22 protein-coding genes are annotated in these 21,136 nt (G+C 61.4%); 9 read left to right on the top strand and 13 right to left on the bottom strand.

The window, feature by feature from the left end:
- Window positions 1–124: 124 nt before the first annotated feature.
- Both QMX88_RS06780 and speB read right to left on the bottom strand, forming a co-directional pair.
- A complete protein-coding gene (locus tag QMX88_RS06780) occupies window positions 125–415 on the bottom strand; it encodes a hypothetical protein (protein WP_282367555.1) in 291 nt (96 codons plus the stop codon).
- Window positions 416–767: 352 nt separating this feature from the next.
- Window positions 768–1,718 (bottom strand): agmatinase, encoded by a 951-nt coding sequence (speB, locus tag QMX88_RS06775; protein ID WP_282367553.1) that lies wholly within the window; start codon window positions 1,716–1,718, stop codon window positions 768–770.
- A 165-nt stretch (window positions 1,719–1,883) separates the two neighbouring features.
- On the opposite strand from speB, the gene QMX88_RS06770 reads away from it, so the two are divergent.
- Complete coding sequence (locus QMX88_RS06770; protein WP_282367551.1) at window positions 1,884–2,777, top strand: LysR family transcriptional regulator; 894 nt, start codon at window positions 1,884–1,886, stop codon at window positions 2,775–2,777.
- 10 nt (window positions 2,778–2,787) lie between these two features.
- Window positions 2,788–3,378: a tRNA-uridine aminocarboxypropyltransferase gene (locus QMX88_RS06765; protein ID WP_282367549.1), complete on the top strand. Its 591-nt coding sequence runs from the start codon at window positions 2,788–2,790 to the stop codon at window positions 3,376–3,378.
- A 12-nt stretch (window positions 3,379–3,390) separates the two neighbouring features.
- On the opposite strand, the gene QMX88_RS06760 is transcribed toward QMX88_RS06765, so the two are convergent.
- The 3 genes from QMX88_RS06760 to QMX88_RS06750 form a co-directional block, all read right to left on the bottom strand.
- A complete protein-coding gene (locus QMX88_RS06760) occupies window positions 3,391–3,612 on the bottom strand; it encodes a DUF6316 family protein (protein WP_192172835.1) in 222 nt (73 codons plus the stop codon).
- Between the two features lie 153 nt (window positions 3,613–3,765).
- Window positions 3,766–4,380 carry an NAD(P)H-dependent oxidoreductase gene (locus QMX88_RS06755; protein ID WP_122535668.1) on the bottom strand — a complete coding sequence of 205 codons (615 nt, stop codon included), beginning with the start codon at window positions 4,378–4,380 and terminating at the stop codon, window positions 3,766–3,768.
- Window positions 4,373–5,767 (bottom strand): class II fumarate hydratase, encoded by a 1,395-nt coding sequence (locus tag QMX88_RS06750; RefSeq protein ID WP_282367543.1) that lies wholly within the window; start codon window positions 5,765–5,767, stop codon window positions 4,373–4,375. The genes QMX88_RS06755 and QMX88_RS06750 overlap by 8 nt, the downstream gene beginning before the upstream one ends.
- Window positions 5,768–6,028: 261 nt before the next feature.
- On the opposite strand from QMX88_RS06750, the gene QMX88_RS06745 reads away from it, so the two are divergent.
- Both QMX88_RS06745 and QMX88_RS06740 read left to right on the top strand, forming a co-directional pair.
- Window positions 6,029–6,565 carry a DUF2059 domain-containing protein gene (locus QMX88_RS06745; RefSeq protein ID WP_065992947.1) on the top strand — a complete coding sequence of 179 codons (537 nt, stop codon included), beginning with the start codon at window positions 6,029–6,031 and terminating at the stop codon, window positions 6,563–6,565.
- A 12-nt stretch (window positions 6,566–6,577) separates the two neighbouring features.
- Window positions 6,578–6,874, top strand: coding sequence for a BolA family protein (locus QMX88_RS06740; protein ID WP_065992949.1), 297 nt, complete (start codon window positions 6,578–6,580; stop codon window positions 6,872–6,874).
- A gap of 51 nt (window positions 6,875–6,925) precedes the next feature.
- Here the strand turns inward: QMX88_RS06740 and QMX88_RS06735 are convergent, their stop codons facing one another.
- The 3 genes from QMX88_RS06735 to QMX88_RS06725 all read right to left on the bottom strand — a co-directional run bounded on the left by QMX88_RS06735 (window position 6,926) and on the right by QMX88_RS06725 (window position 9,057).
- Window positions 6,926–7,489 carry a TetR/AcrR family transcriptional regulator gene (locus QMX88_RS06735; protein WP_192172833.1) on the bottom strand — a complete coding sequence of 188 codons (564 nt, stop codon included), beginning with the start codon at window positions 7,487–7,489 and terminating at the stop codon, window positions 6,926–6,928.
- Between the two features lie 105 nt (window positions 7,490–7,594).
- Window positions 7,595–8,296, bottom strand: a complete 702-nt coding sequence (locus QMX88_RS06730) for a glutathione S-transferase family protein (RefSeq protein ID WP_192172832.1) — start codon at window positions 8,294–8,296, stop codon at window positions 7,595–7,597.
- A gap of 134 nt (window positions 8,297–8,430) precedes the next feature.
- Window positions 8,431–9,057 (bottom strand): FMN-dependent NADH-azoreductase, encoded by a 627-nt coding sequence (locus QMX88_RS06725; protein ID WP_282367534.1) that lies wholly within the window; start codon window positions 9,055–9,057, stop codon window positions 8,431–8,433.
- Between the two features lie 224 nt (window positions 9,058–9,281).
- Here QMX88_RS06725 and trhO point away from each other — a divergent pair, with 224 nt between their 5' ends.
- From trhO to QMX88_RS06700, 5 genes are all read left to right on the top strand, one after another.
- The gene (trhO, locus tag QMX88_RS06720; protein ID WP_282367532.1) at window positions 9,282–10,253 is read left to right on the top strand and encodes an oxygen-dependent tRNA uridine(34) hydroxylase TrhO; all 972 of its coding nucleotides are present in this window, start codon (window positions 9,282–9,284) and stop codon (window positions 10,251–10,253) included.
- 36 nt (window positions 10,254–10,289) lie between these two features.
- Complete coding sequence (locus tag QMX88_RS06715) at window positions 10,290–10,892, top strand: DsbA family protein (protein WP_192172951.1); 603 nt, start codon at window positions 10,290–10,292, stop codon at window positions 10,890–10,892.
- Window positions 10,840–12,726 carry an ABC transporter ATP-binding protein gene (locus QMX88_RS06710; RefSeq protein WP_282367530.1) on the top strand — a complete coding sequence of 629 codons (1,887 nt, stop codon included), beginning with the start codon at window positions 10,840–10,842 and terminating at the stop codon, window positions 12,724–12,726. Before QMX88_RS06715 ends, QMX88_RS06710 begins: the two co-directional genes overlap by 53 nt.
- Window positions 12,727–12,991: 265 nt before the next feature.
- A complete protein-coding gene (locus QMX88_RS06705) occupies window positions 12,992–15,457 on the top strand; it encodes an EAL domain-containing protein (protein WP_282367528.1) in 2,466 nt (821 codons plus the stop codon).
- 35 nt (window positions 15,458–15,492) lie between these two features.
- Complete coding sequence (locus tag QMX88_RS06700) at window positions 15,493–16,290, top strand: TenA family transcriptional regulator (RefSeq protein ID WP_282367526.1); 798 nt, start codon at window positions 15,493–15,495, stop codon at window positions 16,288–16,290.
- Window positions 16,291–16,294: 4 nt separating this feature from the next.
- On the opposite strand, the gene QMX88_RS06695 is transcribed toward QMX88_RS06700, so the two are convergent.
- From QMX88_RS06695 to QMX88_RS06675, 5 genes are all read right to left on the bottom strand, one after another.
- Window positions 16,295–17,221 (bottom strand): GGDEF domain-containing protein, encoded by a 927-nt coding sequence (locus tag QMX88_RS06695; RefSeq protein WP_282367524.1) that lies wholly within the window; start codon window positions 17,219–17,221, stop codon window positions 16,295–16,297.
- 286 nt (window positions 17,222–17,507) lie between these two features.
- On the bottom strand, window positions 17,508–18,254 hold the full coding sequence (locus tag QMX88_RS06690) for a YciK family oxidoreductase (RefSeq protein WP_282367521.1): 747 nt from the start codon (window positions 18,252–18,254) through the stop codon (window positions 17,508–17,510).
- A 58-nt stretch (window positions 18,255–18,312) separates the two neighbouring features.
- Window positions 18,313–18,984, bottom strand: coding sequence for an N-acetylmuramic acid 6-phosphate phosphatase MupP (gene mupP / locus QMX88_RS06685; protein ID WP_282367519.1), 672 nt, complete (start codon window positions 18,982–18,984; stop codon window positions 18,313–18,315).
- 3 nt (window positions 18,985–18,987) lie between these two features.
- Entirely contained in the window at window positions 18,988–19,686 is a 699-nt protein-coding gene (ubiG, locus tag QMX88_RS06680; RefSeq protein WP_192172823.1) for a bifunctional 2-polyprenyl-6-hydroxyphenol methylase/3-demethylubiquinol 3-O-methyltransferase UbiG, read from the bottom strand.
- Window positions 19,687–19,753: 67 nt separating this feature from the next.
- On the bottom strand, window positions 19,754–21,085 hold the full coding sequence (locus QMX88_RS06675) for a TRZ/ATZ family hydrolase (protein ID WP_282367515.1): 1,332 nt from the start codon (window positions 21,083–21,085) through the stop codon (window positions 19,754–19,756).
- Window positions 21,086–21,136: the final 51 nt, after the last annotated feature.

The following is a 21,136-nucleotide window of genomic DNA, read 5'->3' as shown; positions in this document are numbered from 1 at the left end:
CGCTCTTCGCCAGACGCGCTGAAAAGCGGCGCTATCGCCCGATAGCCCGCTCTGTTTCCTCCGACCGTTCGGTCAAACACCCAGCTCGCCTCACTATCTTTTCTAAATCAATCCCATCTGCGGCTCAGTGATGAGTTCTGCGTTTCATCTCGACGAGAATCAGGTCGACCAGGCCCTGCAAAGTCAGTTGGTCATTGGCTGAATGTGCTGACATCCCTGCAATATCGGCTTTGATTTGGTTGGGCAGGACGATGCCGAAGTCGCTTTGCAGAATCGAGAAGAACTCTCTGAAGTCTTCTTCATCCAGTTCAAGCGCACTTAGCATCACGTCGTCTTCTTCCTGAATGAGGGTCTTGTCGACCAGGATCTTTCCGATCGTGTCGATCACATGCTGTCTGACTTCTCTCCGCTTCATGGCAGGCCTCTGCTTTGATTTAAGTGGTAATCACCCCAGCATCAAAATACAGAGGGTTGTGGCAGGAATCCCCAAAAGCAACCACCCTGAAAAACCCGCGCTGCGTTGCACAACGCCGACGGTCTCGCATTAAGGCTAGCCCAAGTTCGCGGAAGGGGAATGACAGGTGTGGGGAGATTTTTTGTATCGGCGCGCAATGGAGGAGCGGCGCGCCCGATGCAGGGCACTCATTGAGGGACCGGCTTTAGCCGGGAAAGCCTCAGTCGTCACGCCGCGAAAATTGAGGGCACTCGGACGGGCCTTTCCCGGATGAAGCCGGTCCCACTAAACAGCGAAGCATCCACGCCCGCTGTCAGCGGTGCGCCACACCCGGCAGCACGCAGAGCATTTCATACAGCAGGTTCGCGCCCAGTAGCGAGGTGTTGCCGGTGGTGTCATAGGGCGGCGAGACTTCAACAAGGTCACAGCCAATCAGGTCCAGCCCCTGGCACCCACGAATGATCTCGATTGCCTGAATTGTGGTCAGCCCGCCGATTTCCGGTGTGCCAGTGCCCGGTGCCCAGGCCGGGTCGATGCCGTCGATGTCGAAACTGAGGTACACCGGACCGCCGCCCACCTTCTCGCGCACCTCGGCCATCAGCGGCGCCAGCGACTTGTGCCAGCATTCCTCGGCCTGGACCACCCTGAACCCCTGCTTGCGGCTCCAGTTGAAGTCTTCAGCGGTATAACCCTGAGCGCGCAGACCGATCTGAACCACGCGATCGCAGTCCAGCAGACCTTCCTCCACCGCCCGGCGGAACGTGGTGCCGTGGGCGATCTTCTCGCCAAACATGTGATCGTTGACGTCCGCATGGGCGTCGATGTGCACCAGCCCGACCTTGCCGTACTTCTTCTTCATGGCGCGCAGGATCGGCAACGTGATGGTGTGATCGCCGCCGAGGGTCAGCGGGATGATGTCGTGCTCGAGAAAACCGTCGTAGGCCTCTTCGATGATGCGCACCGCATCCAGCAGGTTGAAGGTGTTGATCGCCACGTCGCCGATGTCCGCCACTGACAGCGAATCAAAAGGGGCGGCGCCGGTGGCCATGTTGTAGGGGCGAATCATCACCGATTCAGCGCGGATTTCCCGTGGGCCGAAACGGGTGCCGGCGCGCAGGGATGTGCCAATGTCCAGCGGCACGCCAACGAAAGCCGCGTCCAGACCGGCCGCGGTTTGCAGGTGCGGCAAGCGCATCATGGTGGCGATGCCGGCGAAGCGCGGCATTTCGTTGCCGCCCAGTGGTTGATGGAAAATCTTGTCCACGGGAATGCCTCATCGGTGGTAATCAAAAGGGCGGAAGCGGGCTTCCAGCATGGCCCCGATTCTGTTTACCGCGCCCGCTGCGAACAATCGGCCAGGCGAAATACTTAGTTCAGATATTCCTGAAGTATCGGGTAAGCTGCGCGCAAAACCCACCCTGGAACGACCATGGCCAGCGCGCTTCCCGACCTCAAATTGCTGCGCATCTTTGCCTGCGTGGTGCGCCATCAGGGCTTTGCCAGTGCTCAGCAAGAACTCAATCTGTCGACGTCGGCGATCAGCACCTACATGAGCCAGCTCGAAGCGGCGTTGGGTATCGTGCTCTGTCATCGCGGGCGCGGCGGGTTCAGCCTGACCAGCAAGGGCGAGCTGTTTCATCAGGAAACCCTGCGCCTGCTCGGCGAGCTGGAAGGTTTCGAACTCTACGCTGCGGCGCTCAAAGGCGAGCTGCGCGGCACGCTGAACCTGGGGGTGCTGGACTCGACGGTCAGTGACCGCGCTTTGCCCTTTGCGGAAGTCATCGGCGCCTACAGTGCGGAGCATCCAGCCGTGCATTTGCACCTTGCTGTGATGAGCCCCTATGAACTGCAGCTGGGCGTGCTGGACAACCGACTGGACCTGGCGATCGGCTCGTTTTCCACGCGCATGAACGGCCTGCTCTATCAGCCGCTGTACCGCGAGCAGCATTGGCTGTACTGCAGCAATCGCCACGCGCTGTATGCCGAACGGCGCATCCCGGAACCGGTCATCACCCAACAACGCATGGTCGGACGCGGCTACTGGAGCCAGGCCGAGCTCGCCCGACACGGCTTCAAGCACAGCGCAGCGACCGTCGAGAGTATGGAAGCGCAGCTGATTCTGGTTCTGTCCGGCGCCTACATCGGTTACCTGCCCGAGCACTACGCCCAGTCGTGGGTGGATTCGGGGCACCTGCGCGTGTTGCTCCCGGCGACCTTTGGCTATCAGGCACCGTTTTCGATGATCCTGCGTCGCGGACGCAGCCGTGAGCCTTTGATCCAGACCTTTCGCGATCTGCTGAAAGCACAGCTCAATCCACTGTAGGAAACCGACAATGTCCCGTGCCCGCTGCGAACGCTGCCTGCGTCCGACCGATCACTGCCTGTGTGCGCTGATTCCTGCGTTGGGCAGCCGCACGCGCGTGTTGATCCTGCAGCACCCCAGCGAAGTCAATCACGCGCTCAACACGGCGCGCCTGGCAGCACTAGGCCTGACGAATGCGCAATTGCAGGTGGGGGAGGTGTTTGAGGATCTGCCGCAATGGCTGAGCCAGCCCGGTTACCAAGCGTGTTTGCTGTTTCCGGGGGAGGAGGCTGTTTCGCTGAAGGCTAACCGTGTCGACGATGCACCCGTGCTGCTCGTCGTACCCGATGGCACCTGGCGCAAGGCGCGCAAGCTGCTGCACCTTAATCCGCTGCTGGCGGCGCTGCCCAGAGTGGTGCTGACCAACGCGCCAGCGTCGCGCTACCGATTGCGCAAGGCACCGGGCCCCGAGGCGTTGTCGACACTGGAGGCCATCGTCCATGCGCTGCACACGCTGGAGCCGGAGACGTCATTCGATGGCTTGTTGCGTCCCTTCGATGCACTGATCGACGGACAGATCGCAGCGATGGGCGAGGAGACCTTTCGCCGCAATCATTCCTGAAAGCGGGCTGAATCAGCCGTTGAGCGAGGAGGGCATGCCTGGCTGATACGCGCTGGCGGCCTGCATGCGCCGGACATAGACCTCGGTTTCCCGAGCAGCGTCTTCCTTGCTCATGAATGGACCCTCGAGGGTGTTTTCCCGGGTGCTGAAGAAATACAGGCCATTGACGCGGGATACGCGGTCGCTGCGAAAACGTACGGTGGGAGCTGGATCTTGTTCACGCTTGCTTAACATGGCCTTCTCCGGGCATTAGTTCGGTACGCGAGTGATCTGGGTGGGCGACAAGTGTCGCCACAGGTAAGTCAGAGCATTTGAATAGTAGCGTTCTTAACGGTTCCATCAACGTGCGAGCCCGCGCAACCTGCCTGGCGATGCGGGCCTCGGGTTTCAGCGTTTGCCCAGCGCCTCGGCGTCGCGAATCCACTGTTGACGCTGCTCTTCGGTAGAGGTGCGTACCGGCGAGAACTCCGTCAGCCGTGTGGTCTTGATCCCACAGAACTCAAGGATCGTCCTGACCATCTGCCGGTGGGCAGGGGCCTTGAAGACCCAGCGAAAATAGCGCGACGGCGTGTCCATTGTCACCAGCAATTCTGCTGTTCGGCCCTTCAGCAGCTCATTGGAGGGGTGATGCCTGCCATGGGCCTTGAAGGCAAAACCGGGCATGAACACCCGGTCGAAGAATCCACCGAGCAGGCTCGGCAAACCGCCCCACCAGACCGGATAAACGAACACCAGATGCTGGGCCCAGTGCACCTCGCGCTGGGCTTCAAGCAGATCGTGTTCCAGTGTCTGGGCGGATTCGTAGCCACCGCGCAGCACCGGGTCGAAATCCATCTCGTCAAGTTTGAGCACCCGCACCACATGACCTTTGCTCCGCGCGCCCTGGGCATAAGCCTCGCCCAGCGCGTGGCCGAGGCTGATGCTTTTCGGCGTGCCGATGATCATCAGAATGCGTTTGCCGTAGCCTTCCAGTGGCGTGGCGCCGCTGATGGGTTCAGCCATTGCTGCCGGCCTCGAGCATTTTTTCCGGGCGCACCCAGGCGTCGAACTCGGCGTCGGTGAGGAAACCCAGTTGCAGCGCCGCTTCACGCAGGGTCAGGCCTTCGCTGTAGGCTTTCTTGGCGATTTGCGCCGATTTGTCGTAGCCGATGTGAGGGTTCAGCGCGGTCACCAGCATCAGGCCGCGTTCCAGATGCTCGGCCATCTTGGCGGCATCTGGTTCCATGCCTGCGATGCAGTGCTCGTTGAAGTTGCGGCAGCCATCCCCCAGCAAGCGGATCGATTGCAGCAGGTTGTGGATGATCACCGGCTTGAACACGTTCAGCTGCAAGTGGCCCTGACTGGCGGCGAAGGTGATCGTGGTGTCGTTGCCCATGACCTGGCATGCCAGCATCGACAGCGCCTCGCACTGGGTCGGGTTGACCTTGCCCGGCATGATCGAGCTGCCTGGCTCGTTGGCTGGCAGCTTTACTTCAGCCAGGCCCGCGCGGGGGCCGGAACCCAGCAGGCGCAGGTCGTTGGCGATCTTCATCAGGGTCACGGCGAGGGTTTTCAGCGCGCCGGACAGCGCGGTCAGCGGCTCATGCCCGGCCAGCGCGGCAAACTTGTTCGGCGCGGTGACGAAGGGCAGGCCGGACAGCGCAGCCAGTTCGGCGGCCACCGCTTCGGCGAATCCATGGGGCGAGTTCAGGCCAGTGCCGACGGCGGTGCCGCCCTGGGCCAGCTCGCACACGGCCGGCAACGCGGCGCGAATGCTTTTTTCGGCGTAGTCCAACTGAGCGACGTAAGCCGAGAGCTCCTGGCCGAAGGTGATCGGTGTGGCGTCCATCATGTGCGTGCGGCCGGTTTTCACCAGCTTCATGTGCCGCGAAGACTGCTCGGCGAGGCCGGTGGACAGTTCGGCGATGGCCGGCAGCAGTTGCTCTTTCACCGCTTGCACGGCCGCGATGTGCATGGCGGTGGGGAAGCAGTCGTTGGAGCTTTGCGAGCGGTTGACGTGATCGTTGGGGTGAACCGGCGATTTGCCGCCGCGAACGCCACCCGCCAGTTCGTTGGCACGGCCGGCAATGACTTCGTTGACGTTCATGTTGCTTTGCGTGCCGCTGCCGGTCTGCCAGACCACCAGAGGAAACTGGTCGTCGAGCTGGCCCTGCAGCACTTCGTCGGCGGACTGCTCGATCAGGTTGGCGATGTCGGTGGGCAGGTCGCCGTTGCGGTTGTTGACCCGGGCGGCGGCTTTTTTGATCAGCGCCAGCGCGTGCAATACCGGCAACGGCATGCGTTCCTGGCCGATGGCGAAATTGATCAGAGAGCGCTGCGTCTGCGCCCCCCAGTAAGCGTCTTCGGGGACTTCGATCGGACCTATGCTGTCGGTTTCGGTACGGCTCACTGGACTCTCTCCTTAAGATCGATTTGCGCAGTTTAGTAACCGGGGAGCCGGTGGGGTTCCCCGTGGCTGCTGTGCGGTCGGAACAGGTGCGGACAGTGTGCGACAAAAGCCCCGGACTGGTCGCCCTAAACCTTCATGCGCGCGAGTGCGTCAGGTCCGCGGGATAACCGCTCGTAGGGTCAGGGGTTGAGGGAAATGCGCAAAGGGGCGCAGAATGGCCGGCCTTGGGGTTCTGCCTCGCCTGCTAGATAAGGAAACTCGATGACCCGTCTTCGTGCCATTTGTGCTGCGGTTGCTCTGGTATGTGCCAGCGGCCAGGTTCTTGCCGATACCGCCAGCCATGAAGCCAGTGCTGTAGCGTTCCTCAAACTGGCTCACGCCGATCAACTGGGTGCGCCGGTTTACATGCAAGTCCAGCAGATGTTCGCTCAGCGCTTCGCTGAAACCAAAGCACCTGCGTCCAAGCAAGCCACCCTCGAAACCTATCAGGGCAAGGCCAATGCCGCGCTGGATCAGGTGATCAGCTGGCCAAAGCTGCAGCCTGACATGGTCAAGCTGTACACCTCCAACTTCACCGAAAGCGAGCTGAAAGATCTGGTTGCCTTCTACCAGTCTCCACTGGGCCAGAAAGTCCAGGCCAAGATGCCGCAGATCAGCCAGCAGTCGTTCCAGCTGACCCAGAGCAAACTGGAAAGCGCGGTGCCTGTGGTCAACAAGCTGCTCGCCGACATGACCAAGGAACTGACCCCGGCTGGCGCCAAGCCTGCTGCACCGGCTGCTCCTGCCAAGAAGCCATAAGCGAAGCCTGACATGAGCATGCAACAGCGAATCGAATCCGCGTTGACGGTCTTTCAGCCCGAGTACCTCCAGGTGCTCAATGAAAGCCACATGCACAGTCGCGGCACGGACACTCACTACAAAGCGGTGGTGGTCAGCGAGCAGTTCGCCGGCCTCAACGCGGTCAAGCGTCATCAGAAGGTCTATGGCCTGCTCGGTGGCCTGATGGGTGAGTTCCACGCGCTGGCGCTGCACACCTACACCCCGGAAGAATGGGCGAAGCTCGGCGCCGCGCCGTCTTCCCCGACCTGTGCGGGTGGGCACGACTGACGCGCGCCGCCCGAAGAAGGTGTTCAGCCTTCTTCGGGCGGCAAGCGACTGTTACGCCGGCAGGGGACCATAGGCACGGTAGGCTTCAATCAGCGTGTCGAAAACCGAAATGTCTGACGTGCTTCTCGCGATCAGTTGCGCACCCGCGACGGCCGAGAAAATGGCGCGCGCGCGGATGTCGCTGTTGGCTTCCTCGCAGTATTTCGCCGAGACGAGCAGTCGGCTCAGCCATTCAACGTTCACCTGAGCGAAAGCCTGCATCTCCTTGACCATTGCGGGGGGAAGATTATCGGCTTCAGCCCCTACAAAACTTCCCAGGCACAGCCGGTTGTCGGCCTCCAGCGAACGACGAAAAATTTCGGGGAATCGGCGCAATGCCTCCACCGGATCCGGCGTCTGCTCGCTGAGCGTTTCCAATGCGGCCGCACCGTCCTGCCAGTATCGTTTGGCGACAGCAATGCCCAGATCGGCCTTGCTCGGAAAGTGGTAGTAGATACTGGCTGCCTTGATGCCAACCTCATGGGCCAGGTCGCGAAAATTCAGGCCGTTGTAACCCTGTGACTGGGCAATGTTTCGGGCAGCCAGGAGTATGGCCTCGCGGGCGTTGATGCTCATTGTCTTGCCTTTCATGGGTCGGACGAGTTGCAGTGGAGCCGGCCATCTTAAAGCAAAAGCTCCAGCCCTCGTCCTCTCAGATCATGACGTGCCCATCCAGCCGGATCACGCGGAAGGCGAATCCAGCTCCGGTATGCCACTGCTGCGATCGGCGTAAGCGGCCTGGAAAGCCGGACGTTTCTGCCAGCGCTGCCAGTAGCTGTCCAGGTGCTCGAAGCGCTCGTCCAGCGGAGTGGCGTTTACCGGGAACTTGGAAAAGGCAATGGCGGTGGCCAGCGTGATATCGGCAAACGTCGGTTCGGCCCCGCCCAGCAGCCATTCGCGACCGTCGGCCAGATGACGATTCACCAAGGCAGCATGCATCAGTGCCTCTTTGCGGCAGTGCTCACCCCATGCCTCATTCTTCGTCAGCTCCAGCTTGAAGCCCAGCCCGGTGTGCAAGACGTGAAAAGCCGTGACGATCCGATAAAGGATATGCACCCAGATGCGGTTATCCCACATGTTGTCCAGGCCCTGCTCCAGCGCGGTTTCGCCCATGATCTTGCGGCCGGGATAAGACTGGTCGAGAAAACGGGCAATGGCCGGTGTTTCGGAAATAAAGCTGCCATCCGCCAACTGCAGCGTAGGGGTTTCTCCCCACGGGTTCATATTCAGGTGACGCCAGCCACGCTGCTCGCCTCCGGGCGCCATGTCATAGATGGTTTCATCGAACTGATCGGCGATGCCCTTTTCGTGCATGAACAAGCGCAGTCGCTGGGGATTGGGGTACGCCGAAGGAGAGGTGAATAGCTGCAGTCTGGTCGTCATGGCGCTGTCCTGTGGGGGAAGATTAATCACCTAACGGTTGTTAGGTAGGCCAACCTTAGGCTTGAATACCGCCTCGGTCAATAGGCTACCTAACATTCGTTAGGTACGAATGCCCCCCCTGATTTGACGGGCGTTCATGTCAGGTCGGCCGCCAGCTTCGAGGCCTGCGCCAGCGCCGCGTTGAAATTCTTCTCCGCCGTCGTCGCATCCGCGAGGGTGGCTTCCGAGATCACTGCATCGATGGCCGGAATACCCACCATCCGGGCCCAGGTTTTCAGGTAAGCGACCTGATGATCGTAGTCCTCCGTGGGGAAGTCCTCCCCAAGCGCTACCCCACGGGTAGCAAACACCACCACTTTCTTGCCTTTGAGCAGACCGCGCATGCCCTGAGCGTCGAAATCGAACAGCACGCCCCGCTGCGACACGGCGTCGATCAGATGCTTGAGGCGGTAAGGAACACCGAAATTCCACATCGGCACGCTGAAAACGATGACGTCGGCGCGATGGAAGCGCTCGCCCAATGTGTGGATCTGCTCCCACACCGCCTGTTGCTCGGCGTTCATCTGCACGCCTTGCAGATCGGCGTACTTGGCCTCCAGCGCGGCACCGTCGAAGGGCAGCAGATCGGTCGTCCAGACGTCCATGACATCCACCGTGGCGTCGGCGTGCAACGAGGTCAGGGTCTCGAGATAGCGCGCAGCGAGTTTGAGAGAGGCAGAGCGATCGCCGCGGGGAGAGCTGGCAAGGTGAAGAATATGCATGGGATTCGTTCCTGTGAGGGTGGGCAAGCGATGTCATTTAGTCCGTGACGCTCAGGCCGATGTTCCCGGCAGGTGGACGGGGTGATGAGGCGATTGATCAACCCTCCTGCCTGCCCACGTTCGATTCTTGATAGAATCCGCGCCGCGTTGCCCGGTCGGCACGCGTTCATCTGAATCATTCACCCGGTAGGCCCTTTGCGAGGGTCACCACCTGGAGACGCCACATGACCCAACCCGCACCCATCGTCGTCGCGGCGCTGTACAAATTCGTCACCCTTTCCGATTACGTCGCACTGCGCGAGCCACTGCTGCAGGCGATGGTCGACAACGGCATCAAAGGCACCTTGCTGATCGCCGAAGAAGGCATCAACGGCACGGTGTCCGGCAGCCGCGAGGGCATCGACGGCTTGATGGCCTGGCTGAAGAAAGACCCGCGCATGGTCGACATCGACCACAAGGAATCGTACTGCGACGAGCAGCCGTTCTACCGCACCAAGGTCAAACTCAAGAAAGAGATCGTGACCCTCGGCGTCCCGGGCGTTGACCCGAACAAGGCCGTCGGCACTTACGTCGACCCCAAGGACTGGAACGCGCTGATCGCCGACCCAGAAGTGCTGCTGATCGACACACGAAACGATTACGAGGTGTCCATCGGCACTTTCGAAGGCGCGATTGACCCCAAGACCACTTCATTCCGTGAATTTCCCGATTACATCAAGGCGAATTTCGATCCGGCCAGGCACAAGAAGGTCGCGATGTTCTGCACCGGCGGCATTCGCTGTGAGAAGGCCTCCAGCTACATGCTCGGTGAAGGGTTCGAAGAGGTCTATCACCTCAAGGGCGGCATTCTCAAATACCTGGAAGAAGTGCCCCAGGAAGAAACCCGCTGGCAGGGCGACTGCTTCGTGTTCGACAATCGCGTCACCGTCCGCCACGACCTGACCGAAGGCGACTACGATCAATGCCATGCCTGCCGCACGCCGATCAGCGCAGAAGACCGTGCCAGCGAACATTATTCGCCGGGCGTCAGCTGCCCGCACTGCTGGGATTCGCTGAGCGAGAAAACCCGTCGCAGCGCCATCGACCGGCAAAAGCAGATCGAACTGGCGAAGGCGCGCAATCAGCCGCACCCGATCGGTCGCAATTACCGTGCGCTTGACGGCCAAGCGACTGAAACCCACAACAACGAGGCCTGAGCCATGTCCACCCGCCTGCTGTATGTGATGGACCCGATGTGTTCGTGGTGCTGGGGTTTTTCTCCGGTGGCCGAAGCATTGGTCGAGCAGGCGGCAGCGGCGGGGGTGCCGCTGCATCTGGTGGTGGGCGGATTGCGCACGGGCAGTGGCGCGGCCCTGGAGCCGACGACCAAACGCTACATTCTTGAACACTGGCAAGCGGTGCACGACGCCACGGGGCAGGCATTCCGTTTCGACGGCGCCTTGCCCGACGGTTTCGTCTACGACACCGCGCCGGCCTGCCGTGCCATCGTTGCGGCGCGCAGCCTAGCGCCGGATGTCGCCTGGCGGCTGGTCAAAGAAATCCAGCAGGCCTTCTACCTGCACGGCCGCGACGTCACCCACGGCTCGGTGCTGGCCGAGCTGGCGGAAAAAGCCGGCCTGCCGCGCATCGAGTTCGCCGAAGCCTTCGACAGCGTCGAACAGCACACCGCGACCGCGTCGGATTTCTCCTGGGTTCAGGACTTGGGCATTGCCGGCTTCCCGACGCTGCTCGCTGAGCGCAATGGCCAGCTGGCGCTGCTGACCAACGGCTATCAACCCCTCGATGTCCTCGGGCCTTTGCTGGGTCGTTGGCTGGAGCGCAACGCCAGTGCCTGACGCCCCCGACCTGGAACATCGCAGTAGCGCCGCATCGGCACATGAGCGTCCGGCCGGTGATCGCCTGAACTGGGAGCAGATCCGCCGCCTCGTCCTGCAGCACAAAAAGGCGCTGTGGGTGGCCAATGGTGTCGCTGTCCTGGCGGTCCTCTGCTCAGTGCCGATCCCGCTGCTGCTGCCCTTGTTGGTCGATGAAGTGCTGCTGGGCAAAGGCAATTCGGCGCTGATCTTCATGAATCAGTTCCTGCCCGACAGCCTGCACAAGCCTGTTGGCTACATCGGGCTGATGCTGGTGGCGACACTCTGCCTGCGACTGGGCGCGCTGGTCTTCAACGTGATTCAGGCGCGGTTGTTTGCCGGGCTGGCCAAGGACATCGTCTACCGCATCCGCACGCGCCTGATCGAACGGCTCAAGCGCATCTCGCTGAGCGAATACGAAAGCCTGGGCAGCGGCACCGTCACCGCGCATCTGGTGACGGATCTGGACACCGTGGACAAATTCGTCGGCGAGACGCTGAGCAAGTTTCTCGTGGCGATGCTCACCCTCACAGGCACCGCTGCGATCCTGATGTGGATGCATTGGCAACTAGCGTTGCTGATCCTCCTGTTCAATCCGCTGGTGGTGTTCGCCACGGTGAAGCTCGGCAAGCGCGTCAAACACCTCAAAAAACTGGAAAACGACAGCACCTCGCGGTTCACCCAGGCGCTCACCGAGACCCTCGACGCCATTCAGGAAATCCGTGCCAGCAACCGTCAGGGCTATTTCCTCGGTTTGCTCGGCCTGCGCGCCCGGGAAGTGCGCGATTACGCGGTGTCATCCCAGTGGAAAAGCGACGCGTCGGGCCGCGCCAGCGGCTTGCTGTTTCAATTCGGCATCGACATCTTCCGCGCTGCCGCCATGCTCACGGTGCTGTTCTCCGACCTGTCCATCGGCCACATGCTCGCAGTGTTCAGCTACCTGTGGTTCATGATCGGGCCGGTCGAACAACTGCTGAATCTGCAGTACGCCTATTACGCGGCCGGCGGCGCCCTGACCCGCATCAATGAACTGCTGGCCCGCGCGGACGAGCCTCAGTACCCGGGAAAGACCAATCCGTTCGTGGGGCGGCAGACGGTGAGCATCGACGTGCGCGGTTTGAGCTTTGGCTACAACGACGAGCTGGTCCTCGATCAGCTGGACCTGTCGATCAATCCCGGCGAAAAAGTCGCGATCGTGGGGGCCAGCGGCGGCGGCAAAAGCACGCTCGTCCAGTTGCTGCTTGGCCTGTACACCGCCCGATCCGGGGTCATCCGTTTCGGAGGTTCAAGCTTGCAGGAGATCGGCCTGGACACCGTCCGCGAGAACGTCGCGGTGGTGTTGCAGCACCCGGCGCTGTTCAACGACACCGTCCGCGCCAACCTTCTTATGGGCCGCGAGCAGGATGACATTGCCTGCTGGCAGGCGCTTGAAATCGCTCAGATGGATGCGACGATCCGCGCGCTGCCCCTGGGGCTGGACAGCGTGGTCGGGCGTTCGGGGGTTCGACTCTCCGGCGGGCAACGCCAGAGGCTGGCCATCGCGCGCATGGTGCTGGCTGACCCCAAGGTGGTGATTCTCGACGAGGCCACTTCTGCGCTGGATGCCGCCACCGAGTACAACCTGCACCAGGCCCTGAACCGTTTCCTCAGCGGCCGCACGACGCTGATCATCGCCCACCGGCTGTCAGCGGTGAAACAGGCCGATCGCGTGTTGGTGTTCGATGGCGGGCGCATCGCCGAAGACGGGGATCATCAGCAATTGATTGCAGACGGCGGGCTCTACGCTAGGCTCTATGGACACCTGCAACAGGTGTGATACGACCGGGCGAGCTACGGGGCAGTACGCAATAGCGTATTGCCACTGGAGCACGTCAATTCTTGGGCTATGCTTGCTCAGGCACTTACCGAAAATGTGAAAAGCGTCATATTTACGTCTTCGCACCCAATTGGCTGGTTACGTCTTGTAAAAGATGTGAGAGATTGTCTGCTGCGTCGTGGAATTAGCGAAGTCCCTCAGGCTCCAGGAAGGTTGCCTGGCGTGGGGGGACTGAGAATCTGGCAGTGCTGATCAAAGGGACACCATGAAGCAAAAGCGGATCCTCGGGAAGCCTCGTCTTCTGGGCATCGTCTGGCCGTTTATCGCTGTTGTGCTGTTACAAGCACTGCTCGGCTGCGTCAGCTTGTCCATGATGTCCGCGGTCCGCAGCTACATCGGCGGTGAGAGCCTGTGGTCGAAGGGCCAGAAAGACGCCATTTATTATCTGAATCTCTACGCCAACAGCCGCGACGACATCAACTACCTGAAATACCAGCAGGCGATCGCCATTCCTCAGGGCGGGCATGACTTGCGCCTGGCGATGGATCAGCCGGTGCCCGACATCGTGCGCGCCAAGGCCGGGATTCTGCAGGGGGGTAACCATCCCGACGATGCGCAGAGCATCATCTGGCTCTATCTGAACTTCCAGCACTTCAGCTACCTGGAAAAGGCCATCGACCTGTGGAAGGTCGGTGACAACTATCTCGTGCAGCTCGATGAAGTCGCCCGTGAAATGCACGCCCGGATTCAGGAAGGCAACGTCACCAACAGTGAAGTCCTGGGCTGGCGCCAGCGCATCAGCGCCATCAACGAAGGTGTCACGCCGGCGGCCATGGCTTTCAGCGACGCACTGGGGGAGGGCTCGCGGGTCATCCTGCGGATTCTGCTGGTGGTCAACCTCGCCACGGCGCTGTGCCTGATCATCCTTGCGCTGCTGCGCACCCATAAACTGCTGGAGCAGCGCCACGCCTTTGCGATCGCGCTGCAGGCGGAAAAAGAGCGCGCGCAGATCACCCTGGAGTCCATCGGTGACGGCGTCATCACCACCGATGTCGACGGCTCCATCGTCTACATGAACCCCGCCGCAGAGCTCATGACCCACTGGAAGAACGAGCAGGCGGCCGGTCTGCCGCTGGCCGCGCTGTTCAGCCTGCTCGACGAGAACGATCAGAAAGACACCTCGACCCTGATCGAGCGCATGCTCAGTGGCAATCTGGGCGGCGGCAGTGAAAGCTCACGACTGATTCAGCGCCTGGACGGCAGTACCGTTTCGGTCGCGTTGGTCGGCTCGCCGATCCGCACCGAAGGCAAGGTCAGTGGCGCGGTGCTGGTGTTGCACGACATGACCCAGGAGCGTCAGTACATCGCCAACCTGTCCTGGCAGGCGACCCACGATGCGCTGACCGGACTGACCAATCGCCGCGAGTTCGAATACCGCCTCGAGCTGGCCCTCAACGGCCTGGCCGAGCAGCCGGCGCAGCATGCCTTGATGTTCCTTGACCTCGATCAGTTCAAGCTGGTCAACGACACCAGCGGCCATGCCGCGGGTGATGAGCTGCTGCGGCACATTTGCACGCTGCTGCAGCAGGGCGTGCGCGAAGGCGATACGCTGGCGCGCCTTGGGGGCGACGAGTTCGGCATCCTTCTCGAACACTGTGCGCCGGAGGCCGCCGAGCGCGTAGCCGAAAGCCTGCGGCAAACCGTGGAAAGCCTGCACTTTGTCTGGAAAGGCCGGCCGTTTGTCACCACCGTCAGCATCGGTCTGGTGCACATCGACGATGTCCCGACCACGCTGGAGACCTCGCTGCGCGCCGCCGACATGGCCTGCTACATGGCCAAGGAAAAGGGCCGCAACCGGGTTCAGGTCTACCACGACGACGACTCTGATCTGTCCACCCGCTTTGGCGAAATGGCCTGGATTCAGCGCCTGCACATGGCCCTCGAAGACAACCGCTTCTGTCTGTACTCCCAGGAAATTGCAGCACTGGGCCGCAACGCCGTGCAAGGCCCTGGCCATATCGAGATTCTGCTGCGGCTGCGCGACGAGTCCGGGCGCATGATCCTGCCGGACAGTTTCATCCCCGCCGCCGAGCGCTACGGCATGATGACCACCCTGGACCGCTGGGTCGTGCAGCACGTTTTCATGATCATCGCCGACTGTCTCAAGTCCGGACACGGCAAAGGGCCGATGGCCGTATGTGCGATCAACCTGTCCGGGACCAGCATTGGCGACGACGCCTTTCTTGAGTATTTGCGACAGCAGTTCCAGATCTACGCAATCCCTCCTGAACTTATCTGTTTTGAAATCACCGAAACCAGTGCGATCGCCAATTTGGGCAGCGCCATTCGGTTCATCAATGAACTTAAAAGTCTGGGATGCCGTTTCTCTCTGGATGACTTCTGTGCAGGCATGTCGTCATTCGCTTACCTGAAGCACTTGCCTGTGGACTTCCTGAAGATTGATGGCAGTTTCGTAAAAGACATGCTCGACGATCCGGTCAACCGGGCGATGGTGGAAGTGATCAACCATATCGGGCACGTAATGGGCAAACAGACGATCGCCGAGTTCGTCGAAAGCCCCCAGATAGAGCAGGCGTTATTGGAAATCGGTGTGGACTACGCTCAGGGGTACGTTATCGAGCGACCGCAATTATTCACCTGTGAATGTCTGCACGCACGGCCCGCGAGGCAGACCCCACTGTTGTTCAGCGCTCCCGGGACTTTTCGCTGAACACATCCTACGCAACTTACATAAGGAGCTACACAGTGATCGATATGTTCATTAGAACCGGTCCGCTGATGGATGCCAGCAGTTACCCCGCTTGGGCACAGCAATTGATTGACGATTGCAGTGACGCCAAGGCCAAGGTGGTAGGGCATGAACTTTATCAACGCATGCGTGACGGGCGGCTCAGTTCTAAGACCATGCGCCAGTACCTGATTGGGGGCTGGCCGGTCGTCGAACAGTTCGCGGTCTATATGGCGCATAACCTGACCAAAACCCGATTCGCCCGACACCCGGGTGAAGACATGGCGCGACGATGGTTGATGCGCAACATTCGGGTCGAACTCAACCACGCCGATTACTGGGTCAACTGGAGCGCTGCCCACGGGGTGACGCTGGAAGACTTGCAGGCGCAGTTGGTGCCCTCGGAACTCCACGCACTGAATCACTGGTGCTGGCACAGTTGTTCGTCGGATTCACTGGTAGTCGCCATCGCGGCGACCAACTACGCCATCGAAGGTGCCACCGGTGAATGGTCGGCGGTGGTCTGTTCCCAGGACACCTACGCGGACATGTTCCCGCCGGACACACGAAAGCGGGCAATGAAGTGGCTGAAGATGCATGCGCAGTACGACGATTCCCACCCTTGGGAAGCGCTGGAAATCATCTGCACCCTGGCCGGCAACAACCCCAGCGAGCAATTGCAGAGCGACCTGCGAATGGCGGTCTGCAAGAGCTATGAGTACATGTTCCTGTTCCTTGAACGGTGCATGACGCTGGAACGATCCCAGGAAAGTAGCGGCTCGGTCCGTGAACACCGGATCCCCGCCCGCGCCTGATCGGTCAGCCCGCCATTTCCAGGCGGTTGCGGCCCTTGCGCTTGGCGGCGTACAGGGCCGTGTCGGCACGGCGCAACATGCTGTCGGACGATTCGCCCGGCAGCAGCGTCGAGCAACCGAGGCTCACGGTCAGATCCAGAGGCCGTCCTGTCACCGGATAACTGAGTTGCAGTGCCGCACTGCGCAAGCGCTCGCCTACCAGCGCGGCTGACTCACGGCTGGTGTTGGTCAGCACGATGAGAAATTCCTCACCGCCAAATCTGAACACCTGATCGATATTGCGCAGGCGATCCTTGACCGCGTTGGTCACCGCCCGCAGCACTTCATCGCCCGTGGCATGGCCATGGGTGTCGTTGATGCCCTTGAAGTGGTCGATGTCGAGCATCAGCACCGACAGCGGTTGTTGCTGGCGGCGTGCGATCTCGAACTCCCGAATGAGAGACTGCTCCATGGCGATCCGGTTACCGGCGCCGGTCAGCGGGTCACGCAGCGCACTCAGGCTGGCGTGGCGATACAGCAGGGCGTTGCGCAGGGGATACAGCAGGCTGGACAGCAACGATTCGAGTTGCTCAAGCTCATCCTCGGCGAAACGGTGGTCGCGCTGGAACGACAGCTCGCCCAACTGCTCGCCTTCGTGGGTCATGCGGTAGATAGCGCTGTGCCGGGCGCGCTCCCCAAGTTCCAGGCGCAGATCGGTGGGCAGGTGTTTGTAGCTGAGGGCATTCAGCGGGATGAGTTGCTGAACGCTCTGGAAAAGCATCGACAGGATCTTGTCCGCTTCGAGGCTGGTCTGCAGTTGCAGATCGAGCTGACGCCTGAGCTGTTCGTAATCGAGGGCAGGCCGGACGAGGCTGTGGGGCGGCGCGAAACCATGGCGTTGCAGCCGGGCGCTGTCGAAATCTATGGCATTGGTGTTGGTTGGAAAACTCATGGTTCCGCTCCTTCGCCTCTACGGGCTTGAAATGGAGAGAGCGAAACTCGTGCCAATTCGACTGCCTGCGTGAAAAGTATTGTCAATCAATAAGTTGCGGCGGATTGTGACAGGTTTGATACCTTTCCGCGCCTTGGATTTGACTAACGTATCGATCCTGAAGGCATTCTGCTACACAAGACGGCAGGAAACTGCCGAGTGGAGGGTGCCCGGCGTTGTCTGATATTCAGATGAGGGAGCGCGTTCGGGAGCGCCCCTTGTGGTTAGCGGACGACTGGCCCCAAAGTCAGCGGGTCTGCGCATCCAGTGCCTGTCCGTTGATGCCTGTGCTGTCCGGGCCCATCAGGTACAGATACACCGGCATGATCTCGTCCGGCGTCGGGTTGCTGGTCGGATCTTCCGCCGGGTACGCCTGGGCGCGCATGTCGGTGCGGGTTGCGCCCGGATTGATGCTGTTGGCGCGTAGCGACCCAAGCCCGTCGATTTCATCGGCCAGCGTCTGCATCAGCCCTTCGGTGGCGAACTTGGACACACCATAGGCGCCCCAATACGCGCGGCCTTTGCGCCCGACGCTGCTGGAAGTGAAGGCGATAGACGCGTCACCCGAGAGCTTGAGCAGCGGCAGCAACGCGGTTGTCAGCATGAAGGTGGCGTTGACGTTGATGTGCATCACCTGCATGAACTGCTCGCCGGTGAGCTGCTCGATCGGCGTGCGCGGGCCAATGATCGAGGCGTTGTGCAACACGCCATCGAGCCGGCCGAACTCCGCTTCGATCATCGCGGCGAGTTCGTCGTATTGATGGGGCAGGGCGGTCTCGAGATCGAACGGGATGACCACCGGCTGCGGATGACCGGCAGCTTCGATCTCGTCATACAGCGCGCTCAGGTTCGCTTCGGTCCTGCCCAGCAGCAAGACTGTCGCGCCGTGGGCGGCGTAGGTTCTCGCGGCGGCGGCACCGATGCCTCGGCCGGCGCCGGTGACCAGAATCACCCGGTCCTTGAGCAGATCGGGGCGGGCGGAATAATTGAACATGGGGGCTCCTCTCTCTATGTAGTGCGCTGTGTCTATGCCGAGCTGCGCTGATGAGCGATCAGCAGCTGCACAACGCATCATCCAGCACCCGGCGCAGCTCCAGTGGGTGATTCACCACCACGTCAGCCCCCCAGTGATCGGGATTGTCGTTGGGATGGATGTAGCCATAGCGTACGGCGGCGGTCTTGGTGCCGGCGTCGCGGCCAGATTCGATGTCACGCAGGTCATCGCCCACGAACAGCACGCTGGCCGGGTCCAGATCGAGCATCTTGCAGGCCAGCAACAGCGGCTCCGGGTCGGGTTTGCTCCTAGTCACATGGTCCGGGCAGATCAGCACCGCAGAACGCTCCGACAAACCCAGCTGCTCCATGATCGGCTGAGCGAAACGCACCGGCTTGTTGGTCACCACGCCCCAGATCAGCTTGGCTTTTTCGATGTCGGCGAGCAAGTCGGCCATGCCGTCGAACAGCTTGCTGTGCACGGCGCAATCGGTCTGGTAGCGCGCCAGAAATTCCAGTCGCAGCGCCTCGAATTCAGGCGCCTCGGGGGACATGGCGAACGCCGCCGAGACCATCGCCCTGGCCCCGCCGGAGATCTCGTCGCGAATCAGTTTGTCGTCCACACGCGGGAAGCCGCGTTCGGCCAGCATCGCCTGGCAGATCGCGATGAAGTCCGGCGCGGTGTCGAGCAGCGTGCCGTCCATGTCGAAGAGAACTGCCCTCAAGCGCATGGCTCAGACGCCTCTCAGTGTCTGGATCATGTAATTGACGTCGACGTCGGACGCCAGCTTGTAGTGCTTGGTCAGCGGGTTGTAGGTCAGGCCGATGATGTCCTTGACCTGCAGCCCGGCATCGCGGCTCCACGCGCCCAGCTCGGAAGGGCGGATGAATTTCTTGAAGTCATGGGTGCCGCGCGGCAGCAGGTTCATGATGTATTCGGCGCCGATGATGGCGAACAGGTACGCCTTCGGGTTTCGGTTGATGGTGGAGAAAAACACCTGACCGCCCGGCTTGACCATCTTGTAGCAGGCGCGAATCACCGACGACGGGTCCGGCACGTGCTCCAGCATTTCCAGGCAGGTCACGACATCGAACTGCTCGGGCATTTCGTCGGCCAGTGCTTCGGCGGTGATCTGCCGGTATTCCACGTTCACGCCAGATTCGAGCTGATGCAGGCGCGCCACGGCCAGCGGCGCCTCGCCCATGTCGATGCCAGTCACGGTGGCGCCGCGCAAGGCCATGGCCTCGCTCAGAATGCCGCCGCCGCAACCGACGTCGAGCACCTTCTTGCCGGCCAGATTCACGCGCTCGTCAATCCAGTTCACCCGCAACGGATTGATGTCGTGAAGCGGCTTGAACTCGCTGTTGCGATCCCACCAGCGATGGGCGAGGGCTTCGAATTTGGCGATTTCGGCGTGGTCGACGTTGCTCATGTGTGATCCTCTAAAACTTGAATTCGTTGTCCGGCCACGGTATCTGACCGTGGCGGTGCTCAATGGGTCAGGCTTTGTCTGCCGCGATGCGGTTGCCCCAGGCTTTGGCGGTTCGGGTCAGCGCTTCTTCGTCCATGCGGGTCAGGCGTTTGTCCTGCAGCAATGGCTTGCCGGCGACCCAGACGTGCGTGACGCAGTCGCGACCCGTCGCATAAATAAGTTGTGACACCGGGTCGTAGACCGGCTGTTGCGCCAGGCCCGAGAGGTCGAACGCGACCATGTCGGCGGCCTTGCCGATCTGCAGCGAGCCGGTGTGATCATCGATGCCCAGGGCGCGGGCGCCGTTCAGCGTGGCCATACGCAGCGCACGGTGGGCGTCCAGCGCAGTGGCCGAGCCGGCCACCGCCTTCGCCAGCAGCGCGGCGGTGCGGGTTTCGCCGAGCAGGTCCAGGTCGTTGTTGCTGGCCGCGCCGTCGGTGCCGATGGCGACGTTGACCCCGGCCTGCCATAGGCGCTCGACCGGGCAGAAGCCGCTGGCCAGTTTCAGGTTCGATTCGGGGCAGTGAATGACGCTGGAGTTGCTTTCGACCAGCATCGCCAGGTCGTCATCGCTGATCTGGGTCATGTGCACCGCCTGGAAACGCGGGCCCAGCAGGCCCAGACGCTGCAGCCGGGCGATAGGCCGTTCCTGGCGTTGCTGAACGGCCTCGTGTACTTCAAAAGCGGTTTCGTGAACATGCATCTGGATCATTGCATCCAGTTCATCGGCGATGACCCGGATCTTCTCCAGGTTCTCGTCGCTGACGGTATAAGGCGCGTGGGGCCCCATGGCGATCTTGATGCGATCGTGGTGGGCGAGGTCGTTGAACAGCTCGATACCGATGTGCAGCGATTCATCGCTGTTGCGCGCGCCGGGTATCGGGAAGTCCAGCACCGGCACGGTGATCTGTGCGCGAATGCCACTGTTGTGCACCCGCTCGCAGGCGACCTTCGGAAAGAAATACATGTCGGAGAAGCAGGTGATGCCGCCTTTCAACTGCTCGGCAATGGCCAGATCGGTGCCGTCGCGGACGAAATCCTCATCGACCCATTTCGCCTCGGCTGGCCAGATATGGTCCTGCAGCCAGGTCATCAACGGCAGATCGTCCGCCAAGCCGCGGAACAGCGTCATGGCCGCATGGCCGTGGGCGTTAATCAGCCCGGGACTGAGCAGCATGCCCGGCAACTCGCGCACTTCGATGGCCGGCTGGCGCAGGGCCTCGGCGCGGGGGCCGATGTAAACGATCAGGCCATCGCGGATGCCGATTCCGTGCTGCTTCAACACAACGCCGGCGGGTTCGACCGGTACCAGCCAGTCCGGCAGCAACAACAGGTCGAGCGGGGCAGCGGAATGGGGCATGGGGCGGGCATCCAATGGCTTATTACGGGGACGGCGAAGTATACCCGAGCG

This window comes from Pseudomonas sp. PS02290 (assembly GCF_029960075.1).
Classification (GTDB): Bacteria; Pseudomonadota; Gammaproteobacteria; order Pseudomonadales; family Pseudomonadaceae; genus Aquipseudomonas.
Note: the sequence above shows the minus strand (reverse complement) of the source record. Positions and strands in the feature narration are given on the sequence as shown.